At 54.0% G+C, this 16,829-nt stretch carries 16 protein-coding genes; 4 read left to right on the top strand and 12 right to left on the bottom strand.

The features are described 5' to 3' along the window. Positions 1–861 (top strand): SWIM zinc finger family protein (locus tag ACIQ20_RS13155; protein WP_395781006.1); only part of this gene is annotated, 861 nt, incomplete at its 5' end. After that, positions 858–3,785, top strand: coding sequence for a DUF6493 family protein (locus tag ACIQ20_RS13150; protein WP_395781004.1), 2,928 nt, complete (start codon positions 858–860; stop codon positions 3,783–3,785). The genes ACIQ20_RS13155 and ACIQ20_RS13150, both read left to right, overlap by 4 nt. A gap of 220 nt (positions 3,786–4,005) precedes the next feature. Here the strand turns inward: ACIQ20_RS13150 and ACIQ20_RS13145 are convergent, their stop codons facing one another. The 10 genes from ACIQ20_RS13145 to ACIQ20_RS13100 are packed head-to-tail and all read right to left on the bottom strand — an operon-like array spanning position 4,006 to position 12,585. Beyond that, complete coding sequence (locus tag ACIQ20_RS13145; RefSeq protein WP_395781002.1) at positions 4,006–4,110, bottom strand: DUF2474 family protein; 105 nt, start codon at positions 4,108–4,110, stop codon at positions 4,006–4,008. Beyond that, positions 4,110–5,108 carry a cytochrome d ubiquinol oxidase subunit II gene (cydB, locus tag ACIQ20_RS13140; RefSeq protein ID WP_395781000.1) on the bottom strand — a complete coding sequence of 333 codons (999 nt, stop codon included), beginning with the start codon at positions 5,106–5,108 and terminating at the stop codon, positions 4,110–4,112. The genes ACIQ20_RS13145 and cydB overlap by 1 nt, the downstream gene beginning before the upstream one ends. Further along, positions 5,105–6,511 carry a cytochrome ubiquinol oxidase subunit I gene (locus ACIQ20_RS13135; RefSeq protein WP_395780998.1) on the bottom strand — a complete coding sequence of 469 codons (1,407 nt, stop codon included), beginning with the start codon at positions 6,509–6,511 and terminating at the stop codon, positions 5,105–5,107. Before ACIQ20_RS13135 ends, cydB begins: the two co-directional genes overlap by 4 nt. A gap of 28 nt (positions 6,512–6,539) precedes the next feature. Further along, positions 6,540–7,169, bottom strand: a complete 630-nt coding sequence (locus ACIQ20_RS13130) for a peroxiredoxin (protein ID WP_395780996.1) — start codon at positions 7,167–7,169, stop codon at positions 6,540–6,542. Between the two features lie 59 nt (positions 7,170–7,228). Then, on the bottom strand, positions 7,229–8,983 hold the full coding sequence (locus ACIQ20_RS13125) for a SulP family inorganic anion transporter (RefSeq protein ID WP_395780994.1): 1,755 nt from the start codon (positions 8,981–8,983) through the stop codon (positions 7,229–7,231). A 1-nt stretch (position 8,984) separates the two neighbouring features. Next, entirely contained in the window at positions 8,985–10,562 is a 1,578-nt protein-coding gene (locus ACIQ20_RS13120) for a TIGR01244 family sulfur transferase (RefSeq protein WP_395780992.1), read from the bottom strand. A gap of 28 nt (positions 10,563–10,590) precedes the next feature. After that, positions 10,591–10,800 carry a DUF2892 domain-containing protein gene (locus tag ACIQ20_RS13115; RefSeq protein WP_395780990.1) on the bottom strand — a complete coding sequence of 70 codons (210 nt, stop codon included), beginning with the start codon at positions 10,798–10,800 and terminating at the stop codon, positions 10,591–10,593. Continuing rightward, positions 10,797–11,234 (bottom strand): DUF6691 family protein, encoded by a 438-nt coding sequence (locus tag ACIQ20_RS13110; protein WP_395780988.1) that lies wholly within the window; start codon positions 11,232–11,234, stop codon positions 10,797–10,799. The genes ACIQ20_RS13115 and ACIQ20_RS13110 overlap by 4 nt, the downstream gene beginning before the upstream one ends. Continuing rightward, complete coding sequence (locus tag ACIQ20_RS13105) at positions 11,231–11,671, bottom strand: YeeE/YedE family protein (RefSeq protein ID WP_395780986.1); 441 nt, start codon at positions 11,669–11,671, stop codon at positions 11,231–11,233. The genes ACIQ20_RS13110 and ACIQ20_RS13105 overlap by 4 nt, the downstream gene beginning before the upstream one ends. Beyond that, positions 11,668–12,585: an MBL fold metallo-hydrolase gene (locus tag ACIQ20_RS13100; RefSeq protein ID WP_395780984.1), complete on the bottom strand. Its 918-nt coding sequence runs from the start codon at positions 12,583–12,585 to the stop codon at positions 11,668–11,670. Before ACIQ20_RS13100 ends, ACIQ20_RS13105 begins: the two co-directional genes overlap by 4 nt. A gap of 103 nt (positions 12,586–12,688) precedes the next feature. On the opposite strand from ACIQ20_RS13100, the gene ACIQ20_RS13095 reads away from it, so the two are divergent. Together ACIQ20_RS13095 and ACIQ20_RS13090 are read left to right on the top strand one after the other, a co-directional pair. Further along, positions 12,689–13,318 carry a peroxiredoxin gene (locus ACIQ20_RS13095; RefSeq protein ID WP_395780982.1) on the top strand — a complete coding sequence of 210 codons (630 nt, stop codon included), beginning with the start codon at positions 12,689–12,691 and terminating at the stop codon, positions 13,316–13,318. Continuing rightward, on the top strand, positions 13,315–13,713 hold the full coding sequence (locus tag ACIQ20_RS13090; RefSeq protein WP_395780980.1) for an ArsR/SmtB family transcription factor: 399 nt from the start codon (positions 13,315–13,317) through the stop codon (positions 13,711–13,713). The genes ACIQ20_RS13095 and ACIQ20_RS13090 overlap by 4 nt, the downstream gene beginning before the upstream one ends. 37 nt (positions 13,714–13,750) lie before the next feature. Here ACIQ20_RS13090 and ACIQ20_RS13085 read toward each other — a convergent pair whose 3' ends face one another. Together ACIQ20_RS13085 and ACIQ20_RS13080 are read right to left on the bottom strand one after the other, a co-directional pair. Continuing rightward, on the bottom strand, positions 13,751–15,748 hold the full coding sequence (locus tag ACIQ20_RS13085) for an alkyl/aryl-sulfatase (RefSeq protein WP_395780978.1): 1,998 nt from the start codon (positions 15,746–15,748) through the stop codon (positions 13,751–13,753). Between the two features lie 119 nt (positions 15,749–15,867). Continuing rightward, positions 15,868–16,755 (bottom strand): LysR substrate-binding domain-containing protein, encoded by an 888-nt coding sequence (locus tag ACIQ20_RS13080; protein ID WP_395780976.1) that lies wholly within the window; start codon positions 16,753–16,755, stop codon positions 15,868–15,870. Between the last annotated feature and the right edge of the window lie 74 nt (positions 16,756–16,829).

The following is a 16,829-nucleotide window of genomic DNA, read 5'->3' as shown; positions in this document are numbered from 1 at the left end:
CGCGCAGCCGCGCACCTAAATCGCAAGAAAATCTGCCAAACACAGCAAAATCTTGCAAATCCGAATACTTCAAACCGCCGAAAACCCATTCAATGGCAATGGGATGGGGATTGTTCACAGGCGACGAGCTACGCGATCCCTTCTGGTCGTTCGATACGACTAACCCAGCGCCATCAGAGTGGTGCGGTACAATTGCTAGGTACGCACCGGGTAAAAATCATTGAGCCACTGCTGATGCGGGCAAAAGGGCTCCGCGTCTGGTACGATGAAGTCAGTGGCGCAAGCGGGTGGGAGGTGATCTACCCGGAAGGCACTTTCTTTCTTATGATTAGTCCAGAAGTATATCGGGGCTTTTCTGGCGAGGGCCAACTTTTAGGTACGCTCGCAGCCCCGCCACCAGACGCGGCAATTGCTAAGGTCAGAGCAGCACTTAAATGGCAATCAAAAGTGGATTCGGCAAAGCTCGCAGAGACCTTGCACTTGGCTGCGGAAGACGTCGAAGCAGCGTTAGGGATTCTTGGTACGCGGGGGCTAGCGGGGTACGACGCGGCCAACAGAAACTACTTCCATCGGGAACTCCCCTTCGATCTAGCTAAAGTCGAAGAGATGCAGCCGCGATTGAGCAACGCCCGAAAAATTGTCGAGACGGGAAAGGTGCGGCGTGTTGGGCACTCGACCGAGCCAACAAAGTTCGAAGTTGATGGCACCGGCACAGTCCATCTCGTCAGCCTATCGGAAAGTGGCGATTCCTGCACTTGCCCGTGGTTCAGCAAGTATCAGGGGCAACGCGGAGCGTGCAAACACGTCTTAGCGGCTTCCCTACTCATGCAGGACCAAGAGGTCGGGAGCTCCAATCCATGAATACAGACGATCTTGAGAAGCTCGTACTTTCGACTGCTGACGGTCTCGAGCTCGCAAGGGCTTTCGAGGGCATGGATGAGAAGGAACGCGCCAAGCTATCTGCAGGTGCGCAAAGCTTGCACCGCTATCTAGACGAAGGAAAAGCACCCGCGACCGCCTCAGAGGAATTGAAGTCGTTTCTCTCAAAGCCAAGAGGCGAAGTTTGGTCTCGTTGGAACAGTCCCGAAAACCGCAAAGCCTCCCTTGCAGTCTTTGCGGTTGGGCCGCTGTCGGCGGTTAAGAAGTGGCAGGTTCGCCACAGGCACGATGACATGCCGGCGTTTGAAAAAATCATACGTGATCGAATGCCGGACTGGATCGATGCTTATGTAGCGCACGAATTGGACCAGCAAGGTGCCTCTATCGCTTTTCCAACACTGCATGGCTGGGTCCAAGATGGCATTTGCCGTAAGCCAGAGTCGGATGGGTACTACCGATTGTTTGCTAGCTATTTTATGCGAACCAGATCTCACGGCGTCGATGGGGACTATGTCCCCCCACTAAGTGAGCAATTGCTTCAGGCACCAGAACTACTTTCAGACATTGATGGTTTGTTCAGGGTTGAGACTGAAGCCTTCAACACCAATCCTTGGCTTACTAAGGGCGCAGCCGCGCATTACGAGACCTGGCCAGAAGCCCTGATCAAATTGTCTCGCGCAAAACATTTAGACCGCTCCCATCTATTGCGCCTAGCGCTTGATGGTCTTCGGCGGGACATCAAACAGAACCAATTGTCGGGTTTCCATAAACTTTACCGAGCCATGGAGCCAACAACGACTGAGTTGATCGACCACCAGCCAGACTACATCGCGTTACTGTGTCACCCTGTTAGCCATGTCGCGAAGTTCGCGATTGATATGCTGACAAAGATCGAGAAGGCCAAGGCTCTCCAGCGCGACCCGTTTCTTCGCGAGATCGGATCTGTGTTTGCCAACGACAGTAAGGGCAATGGGGTTGCGGCATTGAAGCTCCTTCAGCGGATTGTTGGAGAAACCAAGCAGTCGGCTGACCCTGTGGCTTTGGCCGCAATTGTCGATGCTATACGGCACACAGATCCAGAGGTGCAGGCAATGGGAATCGAGATTCTGCAACCCTATGCGCAACAATTGTCTTCCGCGCATCGCGCCGCGATTGCCGATAGGATGGTGCTCGTGTCTGCCAGTAATCGGCCAGCGTTCGAGAAGCTGCTGATGGCAGCCAGTAATGATGCTAAGCTGCTTCCCAGCCAAGAGGAGCCGGCGCTTCCAAGTCAAACTGTGGGCTATCAGCCGCTATCTTTCATCGGAAGCTGCCACGAAGTGTTATCTGCGTCCTCGGCAATCGAGCCTATTGGGTCGGTTGATAAGCTCATCGACTCTGTTTTTCATGCGATTGAGGTGGTCGATTCTCCTGACGAGCTTGAACGCATTATCGATGCAATAAGTCGATTAGCTGACCAACGTCCGGAGGATTTCGAAAAGCGCGTTGCGCCACTGCTACACCGCCTGAACAAGGGTCAAGTTGGCTCCAACGGGCTTCGAGCTGTGCACAACACGATCGCCGGAGCAGTCCTAGATCTAATCGCCACGTGGGCTGGCGGCAAACTTTATCACACTCAGATCCAGTCGTTGGAGTATTTGATCCCAGAGGACGTATTTGTCCCGATGATCACGCATCTGCGTGAAATCTCATCGCGCGTGGCAGCACAAAAGGCTCAGCCTTTGCTCGCAGCACCCACCCAGAAAGGCGGATGGATCGATCCCATCATTTGGGTTGAGCGACTGGTTGAGATGGAGCAGGACGCGTCACTCGAAAGATCTATGGACCTTCGCCTTTCCATGTTGAGATTGGCACCCGATAATCGCCCGGAAGCGCTAAGGCTTGCAGAAAGATTAGGCGGTGACATTGGAAGATTGGCGCGCTTTGCACTTGGTGGCCTTGAGGCACCCGTCAAATCCGATGCAACCAATTACGCGCCTTGGATCACAGCAGCGCGTTGCAGGGAGCCAGATGCGGATTGGAACGGCGTATTTGCTAGCCTTGCCCTCGACGATGCTTGGCCAGACAGTCTTTCCCCCGCGATCCATGAATGGACGTCGTCCCATAGGGCGGTTCACTATGAACAAATGACTTGGAAGCACGCAGAACTGAAGGTCCATGCTCGAACGGCTGATCGGATCGATGGTCCCGAAAGGCAGGGACTGGAGGCTCCGGCGCTGGGTGAGTTCGGTGGAAGAACAACCACCCATTGGGAGGAATTGCCAACCGCAGCCTTATCTCGCTGGCCAGAGACCAAGTTTAACTGGTCTACAGATATCAATACGACCTGGCATGCCCAATGGCTTGCTTATCTCTGGCCGCAAAAGCTCGATAGCGTCCATATGAAAGCAGTTAGGAAACTCGTTCTGCGCATCGAAGAGGATAGCACCAACTCAACTCCAAACCACGGCCTTCTAACTTGTCTTTTCCAGAAGGGAAGGTCATGGGGTGAGCCCGGCCATTTGGTCCTAGCCCTTAGCATCATTGGTAAAGATTCGGATGTGCGGAGCCTGGCGATTGACGCGTTGGTTGAGGGTGTTGAGACCCGACTATTCGTTCCTGAGACATTCGCCAACGTATTGGTTCGTTTGTGCGAAGGCGAGTGGGTGAAGTATAATCGACTGGCTGAGAGCTTGTTAAAAGTAGCTCAGGCGTCAGAATTGCATGCGAGCGCCATTGATGTCGCTCTGCAGGCTTGGCTGCCGCATTTTGATCTCGCACAGCGAAATGCTTACTATGTTTTACAAGTCTTGGTCGAAACCCAAGCGATTTCTGGTGCGCCAATCTTGGCGTCTACGCGTGAGGTTTTGACCGCACTAAAGGGTAAAAACAAGGGAACCGCATTGGCCAAACAGATCCTCGCTTAAGACATTAGTGCGGTCAAACTTGGGCGACGGTGTTTTCATTCACGAAGTGATCATGAGCCAAAAACCGAACCTCAGTCATTTCCAAAATATTGCTTCCATTGACCTTTGGCCGACTGCGGATGGTCTGGTCAGGGGTGTGAGGGCCAGCTATGAAGAGCAATATTTCAGGCTCGCCGAACAACAGCTAGGTCGGTTGTGAGACGTGTTCTGGGTAACTGACCTAACGCACCAAAGCTCTTATCAAGAACGAAACGAGGGTCAATGTCGCAACGCTGCCTGTCCAAATAAGCGCGAACCAAAAGAGTTGCTTGAGTGATTTTGACACTAGTGGTAGCCCTCCGCACCGACTTTGCCGCGAAACACCCAGTAAGACCAAGCTGTATAAGCCAAAATTATGGGTATCATAATGACAGCACCAACCAGCATAAAGACTTGGCTGCGATGAGGCGCTGCGGCTTCCCAGATCGTCACGCGGGCTGGAATGATATCAGGCCAGATCGAGACACCAAGTCCAACTAAACACAGACCAAACAGCGCCAAGGCCCACATAAACGGTTGCGCATCTTTTTTGTGGGTCAAGCTACGGTAAAACATAAAGGTGACGACAAGGGTCGCTAACGGCACTTGCGCCGTTGCAATTATGCTGGGGAAACTAAGCCAGCGTTCATAGTATTTCGCCTCCAACGTTAGTGTTCCCAAGCTAATGATGGTGATCATTACCAAAAGTCCAATGCCAAGGCGTCCTGCATAGGTTACGGCTTGGCGTTGCAATCCTCCTTCGGTTTTCCAGTTGAGCCAACACGCACCTAAAAGAGCGTAGCCTATCAATAGGCCAAAGCCCGTTAAAAGGCTAAATGGGGATAGCCACTCCCACCAGCCGCCGGAGTAAGCGCGACCAGTGACACTGATCCCTTGAAGCAAAGCGCCAAGAGCGACGCCTTGCGCAAAAGTTGCGACGATTGAACCAAATGTGAAGGCTTTGTCCCAGAAAGCCTGATGCGCAGGGTCGCGCCAGCGAAACTCAAACGCGACGCCGCGAAAAACAAGACCCAATAACATGGCAATCATTGGGGCGTACAAGGCTGGAAGGATGATGGCATAAGCCAACGGAAACGCTGCCAAAAGCCCACCAACCCCCATGACCAGCCATGTTTCGTTGCCATCCCAAACCGGTGCAATGCTGTTCATAGCCGTGTCGCGGTCTTTCCCAGCTTTGAAGAAGGGAAACAAAATCCCAATGCCCAGGTCAAATCCGTCCATGACAACATAGGCGATTATGGCAAAGCCGATGATGCAGGCCCAAATCACTGTGAGGTCGATCATGATGATGATCCTTCTAGAACCGCCATCGCAGGGGTTATACCTGAGCTGCGTATCGGTGCATCGTCGAGTGGCTTTTCATGCGCTTCCGGTGGCTTTTTCATCAGCCGGATAATGTACCAAATGCCCATGCCAAAGATGGCAAAGTAAACCACCACAAAAGCCATAAGCGACACTGCAACAGCAGGCGCATCGAGGGGCGAGGCGCTATCGACAGTCCGCAACACACCATAAATCGTAAAGGGCTGGCGGCCGACTTCGGTTGTTACCCAGCCTGCGAGAACGGCGATAAAGCCACTTGGACCCATTACAAGGGCAGCCCGATGAAGCCATGGCCAATCATACAGCCTTTTCCGCGCACGTGCGAAAAGGCTCCAAAGGCCGATGCCTACCATACCTATGCCCAAGCCTACCATAATTCGGAATGACCAAAATACGATGGGGACGGGGGGTTCGTCCTGATCAGGGATGGTATCAAGTCCCGCCAGCGGTGCATTGAGATCATGCTTCAAGATAAGAGATGAAGCCTTGGGGATTTGTATCGCATAGTCGACACGTTTCTCTTTGCTGTTTGGGATGCCAAACAAAATGAGCGGTGCCCCGTCGGGGTGACTGTCATAATGCCCTTCCATCGCCATGACTTTAGTAGGCTGATGTTCCAGAGTGTTAATCCCGTGAAAATCACCGGCGACCACTTGAAGTGGGGCGACAATGGCAGCCATCCACATGGCCATTGAGAACATCTTTCGTGCGCCCGGGTTCTGGCGATCTTGCAAGAGATGGAAGGCACCCACAGCTCCAACAGCAAAGGCAGTAGTCAGATAGGCTGCAAGTACAGTGTGAACCAAGCGATAGGGGAAACTAGGATTGAAAATGATCGTCAGCCAGCTGTCGCCTGGCAAAAATTGGCCATTGGCACCAATTTCATAGCCCACGGGCGTTTGCATCCAACTATTGACCGACAAAATCCAGAAAGCCGAAACAAAGGTGCCAACGGCAACGGCCAATGTCGCGACAAAATGGAGCTTGCGGCCCACTTTATTAATGCCAAACAACATTACGCCCAAAAAGCCCGCCTCCAAGAAGAAGGCAGTCATGACTTCGTAGGCCATAAGTGGCCCGATCACAGGTCCCGCTTTGTCAGAGAACACCGACCAATTGGTGCCAAACTGATAGGACATCACGATGCCGGACACGACGCCCATGGCAAAAACGACCGCGAAGATCTTCAGCCAATAGCGGTAGAGGTTGGCATAAACACCTTCACCAGTTTTCAGCCAAAGGCCCTCGAGCACAGCCAGAAAGCTCGCTAGGCCAATAGAGAAGGCAGGAAAAATGAAGTGAAAGCTCACAGTGAACGCAAATTGGATTCGCGCGAGAATGATCGCCCATTCCTGATCTATCATGATAAGTCCTGCCTTCTACTCTCGAGGCCTATTTGATGCTGGTTGTGCGCAAGTAAGGCTTTAGGGTTGTCCAACCTTGAGGAAAGAGCATCTTGGCTTCTTCATCCTTGATCGAAGGTGGGATGATGACGTCTTTTCCCACAGCCCAATCAGCAGGCGTTGCTATCCGATGCTTGTCGCTCATTTGAAGCGCGTCGATCACGCGGAGGATCTCGTCGAAATTGCGGCCAACACTCATGGGATAGGTCATGGTCAAGCGGATCCGCTTGGCCGGATCAATGATGAATACTGAACGAACCGCAGCAGTTTCGCTTTGTTCGGGGTGGATCATGTCATACATGCGCGCAATCGACAGATCGGCATCGGCCAAAATCGGAAACTGCAAGTCGGTGTGTTGAGTTTCATTCACGTCGGCGATCCACTTGAGGTGCTCTTCGGCTGTATCTGTCGAAAGTCCCAAGGGTTTGGTGTTGCGCTTTGCAAACTCTCCCGCCAACTGGGCGGTACGGCCCATTTCGGTGGTGCAAACCGGGGTAAAGTCAGCAGGGTGACTAAAGAAAAATACCCAAGAATCGCCCGCCCATTCGTGGAAGCTGATTGGGCCATTTTGGGTTTCTGTCTGAAAGTCAGGGGCGATATCGCCGATGTGGAGAGTCATAGTCTTTTCCTTTGATGTTGCGGAGGAGGCGTTGAAGCTGTTCAAGCTGAATTGGTGTCCTATCGGAGAGGGTTTTCCTCCTTGGGGACTGACTCCCCCAGTAGGCCCTCAAAGGCCTCATGCTGGGAAAGCCACACCTTTCCTGTCAGCTCGTGCAGGAAGTGGGAGCGTTTGAGGGCATCCATGACAGGGCCCTTAACTTCTGAGAGGTGCAATTCGATTGCCCCGTCTTTGAGGCGATGATTGATCGCTTCCACGCTCTCAAGCGCTGAGGCATCAATCGCGTTCACGGCTGAGCACATCAAGATCAAGTGCTTAAGGCTTGGATGCAGCGCGACTTGTTCGGAGATGAATTCCTCCAACCAGCGCGCATTCAGATAGGTCAAGCTCTCATCGATGCGGATCGTTAGAATGTGCGGATCGGTGATAACGGCGTGGCGCAGCACATTGCGAAAATGCTCTGTGCCGGGGACGCGGCCAACAATCGCGGCATGGGGCCTGGATGCGCGCCACAAGAACAAAGCCAAGCTGAGACTGACGCCAGCAATCACACCGGGCTCAACACCCATAGTCAGCGTCACCAAAATTGTCGCCATCATCGCGGCAAAGTCTGACCTGGAATAAGCAAAAATGGTCCGTGGCGTTTTGAAATCCACCAGACTGAGCACGGCCACAATGATGGTTGCGGCCAGTGTCGCAATCGGCAGCGAATAGAGCAGGGGTGTTAGAAACAATGCCGCGATCAAAATGCCGATTGCCGTAAACACACCTGCCGCTGGGGTCTCTGCACCCGCATCAAAGTTTACCACCGAGCGGGCAAAGCCGCCTGTGACGGGATAGCCACCGCTAAAGCTGGCTGCAATATTGGCGGCACCTAGGCCAATCAGTTCTTGGTCTGGCACAATACGTTGGCGCTTTTTTGCCGCCAGAGTCTGGGCGACTGAGACGCTTTCTACAAAGCCAATCACCGAGAGTAGAAGAGCAGGCACAGCTAGGGTCTGCCAAAGCTCAAGATCAAATAGTGGCATTGTTAAAGGCGGCAGGCTTTGGGGGATCGTCCCGACGACCTTTACCCCTTTTGCCTCTAAATCAAACAAGATGACCGCGAGTGTCGAGACGGCAACCGCCGCAATCGGGCCAGCTTTTGCGATCAAATCCGCAGGGCGTGGTGCCAAGCCAAAGCCGACAAGCAAAGGCTTTAAGCCCTTGCGCACCCAGAATAAAAACGCCGTCGACAACACACCAATAATTAGGGTCGGCAGATTGGTATCAGCGATATTCTGCGCCAGGGTCTGGACCAATTCAGGTAGGGCGTCGCCATGGGCTTCGATGCCAAGGATAGACTTAAGCTGGCTGGTCGCGATGATGATGCCACTGGCAGTGATAAAGCCTGACACAACTGGATGGGACAAGAGATTTGCAAGAAATCCAAGCCGCAAGACACCCATCGCGATCAGGATTGCACCGGATAGAAATGCCAGAATCAAAGCCGCTGCAATGAACTCTGCACTGCCAGCCGGCGCTATTTTGCCCGCTGCGGTTAGAGTCATCAAGGAGATAACCGCCACAGGTCCAACGGCCAAAGCCTTGCTGGTGCCAAAGATCGCATAAGCAATGATTGGAGCGATCGACGCATAGAGCCCGACTTCTGGCGGCAGACCTGCCAACATCGCATAAGCAATGCTTTGTGGTATCAGCATGATCGTCACGATCAGCGCCGCCACAACATCGCTGGTTAAAGTTGTCCCATTATAAGTGCGCGCCCAATCAAGGATCGGGAAATATCGGGCCAGTCCATTTGTGAGACCACGCATGTCAGCTGCCAATCTTGTGTGGTTCTGCCATCCATTCGCGGCCCTTAAGCATGCCATGCCAATAAATAGGCGGCAATATTGTGTCTTTGAGTAGCCAAGACAGGCGCGATGGCTTGGTGCCGTCGATTAACCAATTCGGGAAGCTGGGTAAAAGTTTTCCGCCATAGCCAAATTCAGCCAGCACGATCTTGCCTTGCTCAACCGTCAGCGGGCAACTTCCATACCCGTCATAGTCGGCGACAGGGACTTTGCCGTCGAGCCAAGCTAGCACATTGACTGCCACCACGGGTGCTTGCTTGCGTGCTGCCGCCATCGTCTTGGCATTTGAAGCCGAGCATGCGTCGCCAAGCCCGAAAATATTTGGATAGCGCACGTGTTGCAAAGTTGCTTCATTGACCTCAACAAAACCGTTTGGGGCGGCCAAGGGGCTGTTCCTGATAAAGTCCGGCGCAATCTGAGGCGGCACGACATGAATCATGTCGAATTTCTCCTCGACACGGCTGACGTTGCCGTCGCGCTTTTGTTCAAAGGTCGCTGTCTTTGCGGGGCCGTTGATTGCGACGAGCTTCGATTCAAAATTCAAATGCGCATTATAGCGCTCCACATAGTCCATCAGGGCAGGAACATAGGCGGCAACGCCAAACAGGACCGCGCCTGTATTGTGGAATTGCACGTCAATCTTGCTTAGAACGCCGGCTTTCTCCCAATTGCTGCAAGATAAGTACATGGATTTTTGGGGTGCGCCCGCGCATTTAATCGGCATGGGTGGTTGGGTGAATAAGGCGCGTCCACCCTTGAGATCTTTGACAAGTCGATTGGTATAGGGTGCCAGATCATAGCGATAATTGGAGGTGACGCCGTTTTTCCCCAGCGTTTCACGCAAGCCCTCAATCGCATCCCAATCCAGCTTGATCCCTGGGCAAACCACCAGCGCGCGATAGATCAGAATGCGCCCGTCTTCTAGGGCAACCTGATTGGCCTCGGGCGCAAAGCTAGACGCGGCACCTTTAATCCAGTCAACGCCACGGGGCATCACCGATTTCTCGCTGCGCCTTGTAAACTCTGCCGAGAATACGCCCGCTCCGACCATCGTCCAGCCGGGTTGGTAATAATGCTCTTCGCTTGGTTCAATAATCGCGACGGAAAGGCCGGAAGCACGCTTTAAAATACTTGCCGCGGTCGCAATTCCAGCACTGCCGCCACCCACAATCACAATGTCATAAGTTTTTGTTGTGCCCGTGGGGGCAGGGATATTTTGTGCCATTTCCCATAATTTGGTTGAACGCGCACCAGAGCGGCAAAACGCTAAAACGGGTGCAGGCATGGCTGCCAATGCCGCGCGCATTTTATCGCCATCGTCGTTGGTAATGGAGCCCGGTGTTACGGGAATGTAAGTAAAACTCAGACCCAACGCCTTGGCCTGCTCGCCAAGATTGGCAGCGCTAGGCTGGCCCGCTTCTTCGCCATCAGGTCGGTTGCAGATAATAGACTTAAAGCCTTGCGAAGCCGCTTCCGCGATGTCTTGGGGGGTAAGCTGGCCGGAGACCGAGAGTCCCGGAGCGATTTGCTTAATGATCATGGTGCGTTCCTCCGGGGCACTTAGGTGCTTAGCTTGTTTTTTTGAGGCGGGTTGAGAGGCCAAACGGCAGGTAAATCGGGCAGGTTCCGACCAAACTGGTCAACAGAAACGCAAGCCCCACGACACCTAAGAGTAGCGCTAAGACGCCAGAGATTTTACCCAGCGCAAAAGCGACGCCAATTGCCAGAACAATTGTGAGACGAATGATGCGATCTAGATTGCCCATATTCTTGATCATTGCGAGGCACCTTTTTGCTGCGTGAGTTGGGGAAGAAAACGATGCAGGGCCATGCCTACGAACATCGCTAGGATGAAGGGCATCACGGCCAAGGGCACCACACCAAGATCGGCAAGGGCGGGGCCGGGGCATAGCCCGGATATTCCCCATCCCAAGCCAAAAAGAAGACTTCCCAAAGCCAATGGGCGATCAAGTTTTGTGCTGGTTGGCAGGTCAAATACGGGCGCTGCCAGTGGGGCGTGCAAACTGCCTTTTATGACCCATGCAATCGCCATCGGAATCATGGCCCCGCCCATAACGAAGGCCAGTGTTGGGTCCCAATTACCAAATAAGTCCAAAAAGCCTTGCACACGGGCAGGGTCAGCCATGCCCGAGAATGCCAAGCCTGCACCAAATAAAGCGCCAGATACGAGGGAAACGACGATCGGTTTCATAGAAAACCTCCAAGTCGCAGCAGTGCGACTGTTACAAAGCCGCTGGCCATGAACAAAGCTGTTGCAACCAGCGAACGTGGGGAAAGGCGCGACATGCCACAAACGCCATGGCCACTGGTGCACCCAGAGCCGAGCCGCGTTCCAAAGCCAACCAACAGCCCGCCGATAATCAAGGGCCAAATCGAGACTGGGAACGTGGTTGTTACCCCGCCCGCTAATGTTGCGATGAGGAAAGCGCCCAGTGGCAGACCAATGACAAAAGCCAAGGCAATGCCGCGCGGCGCGCCCGTGTCTGCAATGCCTGTTGCGCGTGCAGCAAGACCACTCACACCGGCAATCCGGCCTAAGCCTAGCAGCATGATGGCTGCAGCTAGCCCAATCAACAAGCCGCCGATAAAGCCTTCAACCGGCATCGCATTTGGAAATCCGGGGATCATACTGCATTCACCGGGATCTTGAGGTACGTGACACCATTGTCTTCCGCGGCAGGCATATGCCCAGCACGCATGTTAACTTGAACCGATGGCATGATTAGGCGGGGCATCGGCAAAGTCGCATCACGGGCCTCCCGCATAGCCACAAATTCATCCTCAGTTTTGCCGTCATGAATATGCACGTTGGCCTTGCGCTCGGCCTCCACAGTCGATTCCCAAACATAGTCTTCACGTCCGGCTGGCAGGTAGTCGTGGCACATGAACAAGCGCGTCTCAGGCGGCAGTGAGAGCAAGCGCCGTGCAGAGCGATATAAGGTTCGCGCGTCACCACCGGGAAAATCAGCCCGCGCGGTCCCATAGTCCGGCATAAACATCGTATCGCCAACAAAGACCGCATCACCAATCACATAAGCAATGCAGGCTGGTGTGTGGCCAGGAACATGAAGGACAGTCACTTCCAGATTGCCAATCTTGAAATGATCCCCATCATTCCAAAGCTGGTCGAAATCCGATCCGTCGCGGACGAAATCATTGCCCGCGTTAAACAATTTTCCAAAGACCTGCTGAACAGAGGTAATGTGCGCCCCGATCGCGATTTTGCCGCCCAGCTTTTGTTGCAAATAGGGTGCAGCAGACAAATGGTCTGCATGCGCGTGCGTTTCTAACAGCCAGTCAATCGTTAGCGCGTGCTCGCCAACATAGGCGATAATCGCATCCGCGGATGTGAAAGTGGTGCGCCCCGATGCTGGATCAAAGTCCAACACGCTATCGATAATCGCGGCGCGAGAGGTTGCCGTATCGTGCACCACATAGCTGACGGTGTTTGTCGGCAAGTCGAAAAAGGCCTTGATTACAGGAATGCCAGCCTGTGCCGCGGCAACTTGAGCGCTGGCCTTTGTAAGTGCGAGATCAGTCATGTGAGTCTCCTTCAATATCTTATTTACATATATCATGTAACTGATATAATAAATTGCGTCAAGGGGCTTTGTCGGCCACTATTTCGACCAGAAAGTGGGAAACATGATTGCTGTAGATCAAATGAATTTGGCCCGAGCTGTGCGGATCGGCGACCTTGCCCCCGACTTTGTCACGCGCTCGACGAAAGGTGAACTAACGCTGTCTTCTTATCGCGGGCGCTGGCTTATCTTTTTCTCACATCCTGCCGACTTTACGCCGGTGTGCACCACAGAATTTGTCGGGCTCGCAAAACGACAAAAGGAGTTTGATGCGCTGGATTGCGCGCTGGTCGGTTTGTCGGTTGATAGCCTCTATTCCCATTTAGCTTGGGTCCGCGCCATCGAGGCAAACTTCGCCGTCAAAGTTGAGTTTCCAGTCATCGAAGACCCCAGCATGGTGATTGGTCACGCCTATGGCATGCTGGATCCAACAAGCAAGGATGCAATGGCGATGCGCGCCGCCTATTTTATCGACCCCAAAGGGATTGTTCGGGCGATTATCAGTTATCCTCACAATGTGGGGCGATCCGCCGATGAAATGCTGCGACTAGTGCGCGCTTTAAAAACTGTTGAGGATGGCAAGGGGTTTGCACCTGAAGGCTGGCAACCGGGCATGCCCCTTTTGGCACCCCCTGCTGACGGCAATATCACCCCTGACGAAGGCGCAGACTGGTTCTGCAGAACACTGCCATGACCGCCTTCTTTCAAGACCGCGAGCTTGCTGCCAATGTGACCGAAAAGCTTAAGATTTATGCCCAGCCCCAGCGCCTCATGATCCTCAGCTGCCTTCTTAACTGCGAACGCAATGTGACCGAAATCGGTGACGCAACAGGCATCACCCAACCCGCACTGAGCCAGCAACTCGCCGAATTGCGCCGTGCAGACTTGGTCAGCACCCGCAAGGAGGCCAAACAAGTCTGGTATATGCTGGCCAATGAGTCCGTGAAAATCTGTGTGCAAACGATGGAAGCGGTGTTCGGGAACGGCTCAGATGTAGAAATCACGCAAGTGAAAGACGTCGCAATGAACCCGCCTTCATGCTTGCTGCCGGCCGCAGAAGGTGCCGCAAGTTTCGCCCGGATTCTCTGAAACTTTCTTTTTCGTCGCGTTACGACTTAGAGCCCCCCTACGGCGTTACGATCGGGAAGGGGGCCTTGGGGTCTGAGTTGTCCAAGGTCGACATGAAGGCGCGCAAAGAGTCAGTCTTGCCATCGATTTTCATCACGCCGCGCAGCACGAGGCTCGCAGGGCTGGTGCCCGAGAACAACATGCCGAGGAAAGCGGGTCTTGGCATGGTCACGGTGGCATCTACAGGTTCGGTGCTTGGCCCTTCATTGACCATCACCGAATTGCGCAGCACCAAGCGATAGCGTTCGTTGCGGTCTGGGAAGACAAAGGCAACAGCGATATTTTTGCCTTTGGCCTTTTCTGGATCGACCCGAATGGCCAATAGGTCAAATAATTGCGGTGAGGAAATCGCGCTGATCATATCGGGCGCAACCGTGCCGGCATTTGGTACGCTGGGCGTCTTGCGCGCTTCTTGAGCGCCGTTGAGATACATGTTGCGCCACAACATGCTTTCGGCCTGATAGCCCATTTGCTCAAACGACTGGGCTAAAACTTCTCGCGCGAGTTTGTTGGTGCTGTCTGCAAACACAATGCGGCTAGCAAGCTCAGCCGACCAGCGATAATCGCCTGCGTCATAGGCGATCTTGGCAAGGCCCAGCGCCTTATCTGCCCCACCCATGGCGTCCACATAGCGCTTGGCCGCGGCTTCAGGCGGCAGTGGGTTTAGATTGGCAGGGTTGGCATCATACCAGCCCAAATAGCGCTGATAGACCGCTTTCGAATTATGGCTCATCGTGCCGTAATAGCCATGATTATACCATTGCTTGGTGAGGAGCTCGGGCAAAGCGATGGTTTCGGCAATCTCAGTCGCCGTCATGCCTTGGTTCATCAGTCGCACGGATTGGTCGTGCAAATACTTATAAGCGTCGCGGTGATTGGCGACATAGGTCGCGACCTCTTGCCGCCCCCAACGCGGCCAACCGTGCGAGACAAACATCACATCGGTGCGCGCGCCAAACAAATTCATGCTTTCGGTCAGATAATCGGCCCACGCTTTTGAATCGCGCACCAAGGCCCCACGAGGGGGGAGGATGTTGTGCATCGTCACATTGGCATTTTCGGCCAAGCATAATGCACCAAGGTCAGGGAAGAAGAAGTTCATTTCAGCCGGCGCTTCGGTGCCCGGTGTTACTTGGAACTCAATCTTCATCCCGTCGACTGTCATGGTCTGACCGGTTCGTTCAATCGTATCGGTCGGCGCGATGAGGCCGAGCGAGCCACCAACCGGAACCTCCATCCCGATCCCGGCCCCAACTTGTCCTGCGGGGCCGCGCTCCAAAGTCGTGCCAAATTGGAAGACGGCGCGGCGGCTCATCGCAGGACCGGCAATCAGGTTTTCACTGACGGCATGTTCCATAAAGCCAATAGGCGCGATGATTTTCACTTTGCCCGATTGGACATCGGCTTCACTCACAATGCCTTTGACGCCACCGAAGTGGTCAGCATGGCTATGGGAGTAAATCACGGCGTGAATAGGTTTGTCGCCAACATGTTTTTTGACAAGGCTCATCGCGGCCTTGGCGGTCTCTGCCACCGTCAGTGGGTCGATGATGATATAGCCTGTGTCGGTTTCGATGATCGACATGACGGAGATATCAAACCCACGCACTTGCCAGATCTTGGGCGCAACCTTGAAAAGACCGTGTATGCGCAAAAGTGCCGCATGTCGCCATAGGCTGGGGTTGGCGGTTTCTGGCGCGGGGCCTTGGGCGAAATCATAGGCGGAAAGATCCAGAACAACTTTGCCAGCGGCATTGCGGATCAAAGGGTCTTCTAAGGTGGCGACAAAGCCACGCTTGGCCAGTTCATCCTCGCTCGTATTGTCCCAGGGCAAGGTGGCCGAGAAAGCGCGATTGGCGGCAATGGTTTGGGGGGTGGCGGCACCCGTGACTTGGGCTTGGGCTTGGGCCGCAGGCGACCAAGTAAGCAAGCCAACGCTGAAGAGCGCACTTGCCTTAAGCCAAAGCTGCCGGGACTTGCGGTTTGATGCCAACATGTTGAGCCTCCCAAATTTATGCTGCCTTTTGGCACGCTGTTATGGCGTGCAACTTGCCTTTGCTCGGGCGGCAACGTCAATCCGGAAACTCCGTCCGGACTGAATTGATTGAAGGCGGGCTAAGGCCGCGCAATGGCTGCGGCTAGCTCGCGCTTGAGCAGGCTTACCGCGCCCCGCACTTTAGGCAGAAGATGGCGACGTTGGGGGTAGACCGCCCAGATCGGTTCTTCTGACGGCCTAAAGTCTGGAAGGACTTCGACCAATTCCTTCGATCGCAAGGCTGGTAACATATAGAATTCGGGCAATTGGCACACGCCCATGCCAGCAATCGCAGCCTCCAAAACCCCATTGCCATTGTCACAGCGCCAGCGCCCGCTTGGCTTAAACTCCACTGCAAGTCCTTGAGCATCTTTAAAATGCCAATTGCTGGCTGAACCCAACAGGCACGCGTGGTGCTTCAAGTGCTCGACATGCTCAATTGGAGCGGTGTTGGCGAGGTAAGACGGTGCAGCGCACGTCAGCAAGGCGCGGGAGCCGACGCGCGTGCGGATGAGGCTAGAGTCAGGCATTTGTCCGGTTCTGATCGCTAAGTCATAGCCTTCGCCGACCAGATCAACCAAGCGGTTCGTCAAGTTTAGCTCGACACTTAGATCTGGGTTCTCCATCGCAAATCGTCGCAGCAAAGGCGCGACATAACGTTCGCCCATGGTGGTGGAGCACGTTACCCGCAGTTCCCCGCGGGGTTCACCTTGGGCGGTAACAGAGGCGAGAATATCGTCTCTCTCCGCCAGCAATCTGCGACATTGTTCGAGGATGGCGCGACCTGTGTCGGTAAGCTTCACCGCGCGGGTGGTGCGATCAAATAATTGGGCTTGAAGGCGTGCTTCAAGCTGCACAATCACCCGGCTGATACGCGTGGTTGACGTGCCTAAAAGTTTGGCCCCGCCGGTAAAGGAGCCTGCCGTCGCAATCGCGACAAACTCATCAAGTCCCTGCCACTGGTCCATGATTATCCTGAATACGGTAAGATGAATTGCGATTATGGCTATTTATCTCGAAATTGTAAAATTGCTATGGTCAG

It is taken from the genome of Aquidulcibacter sp., assembly GCF_044346625.1.
Classification (GTDB): domain Bacteria; phylum Pseudomonadota; class Alphaproteobacteria; order Caulobacterales; family Aquidulcibacteraceae; genus Aquidulcibacter.
Note: the sequence above shows the minus strand (reverse complement) of the source record. Positions and strands in the feature narration are given on the sequence as shown.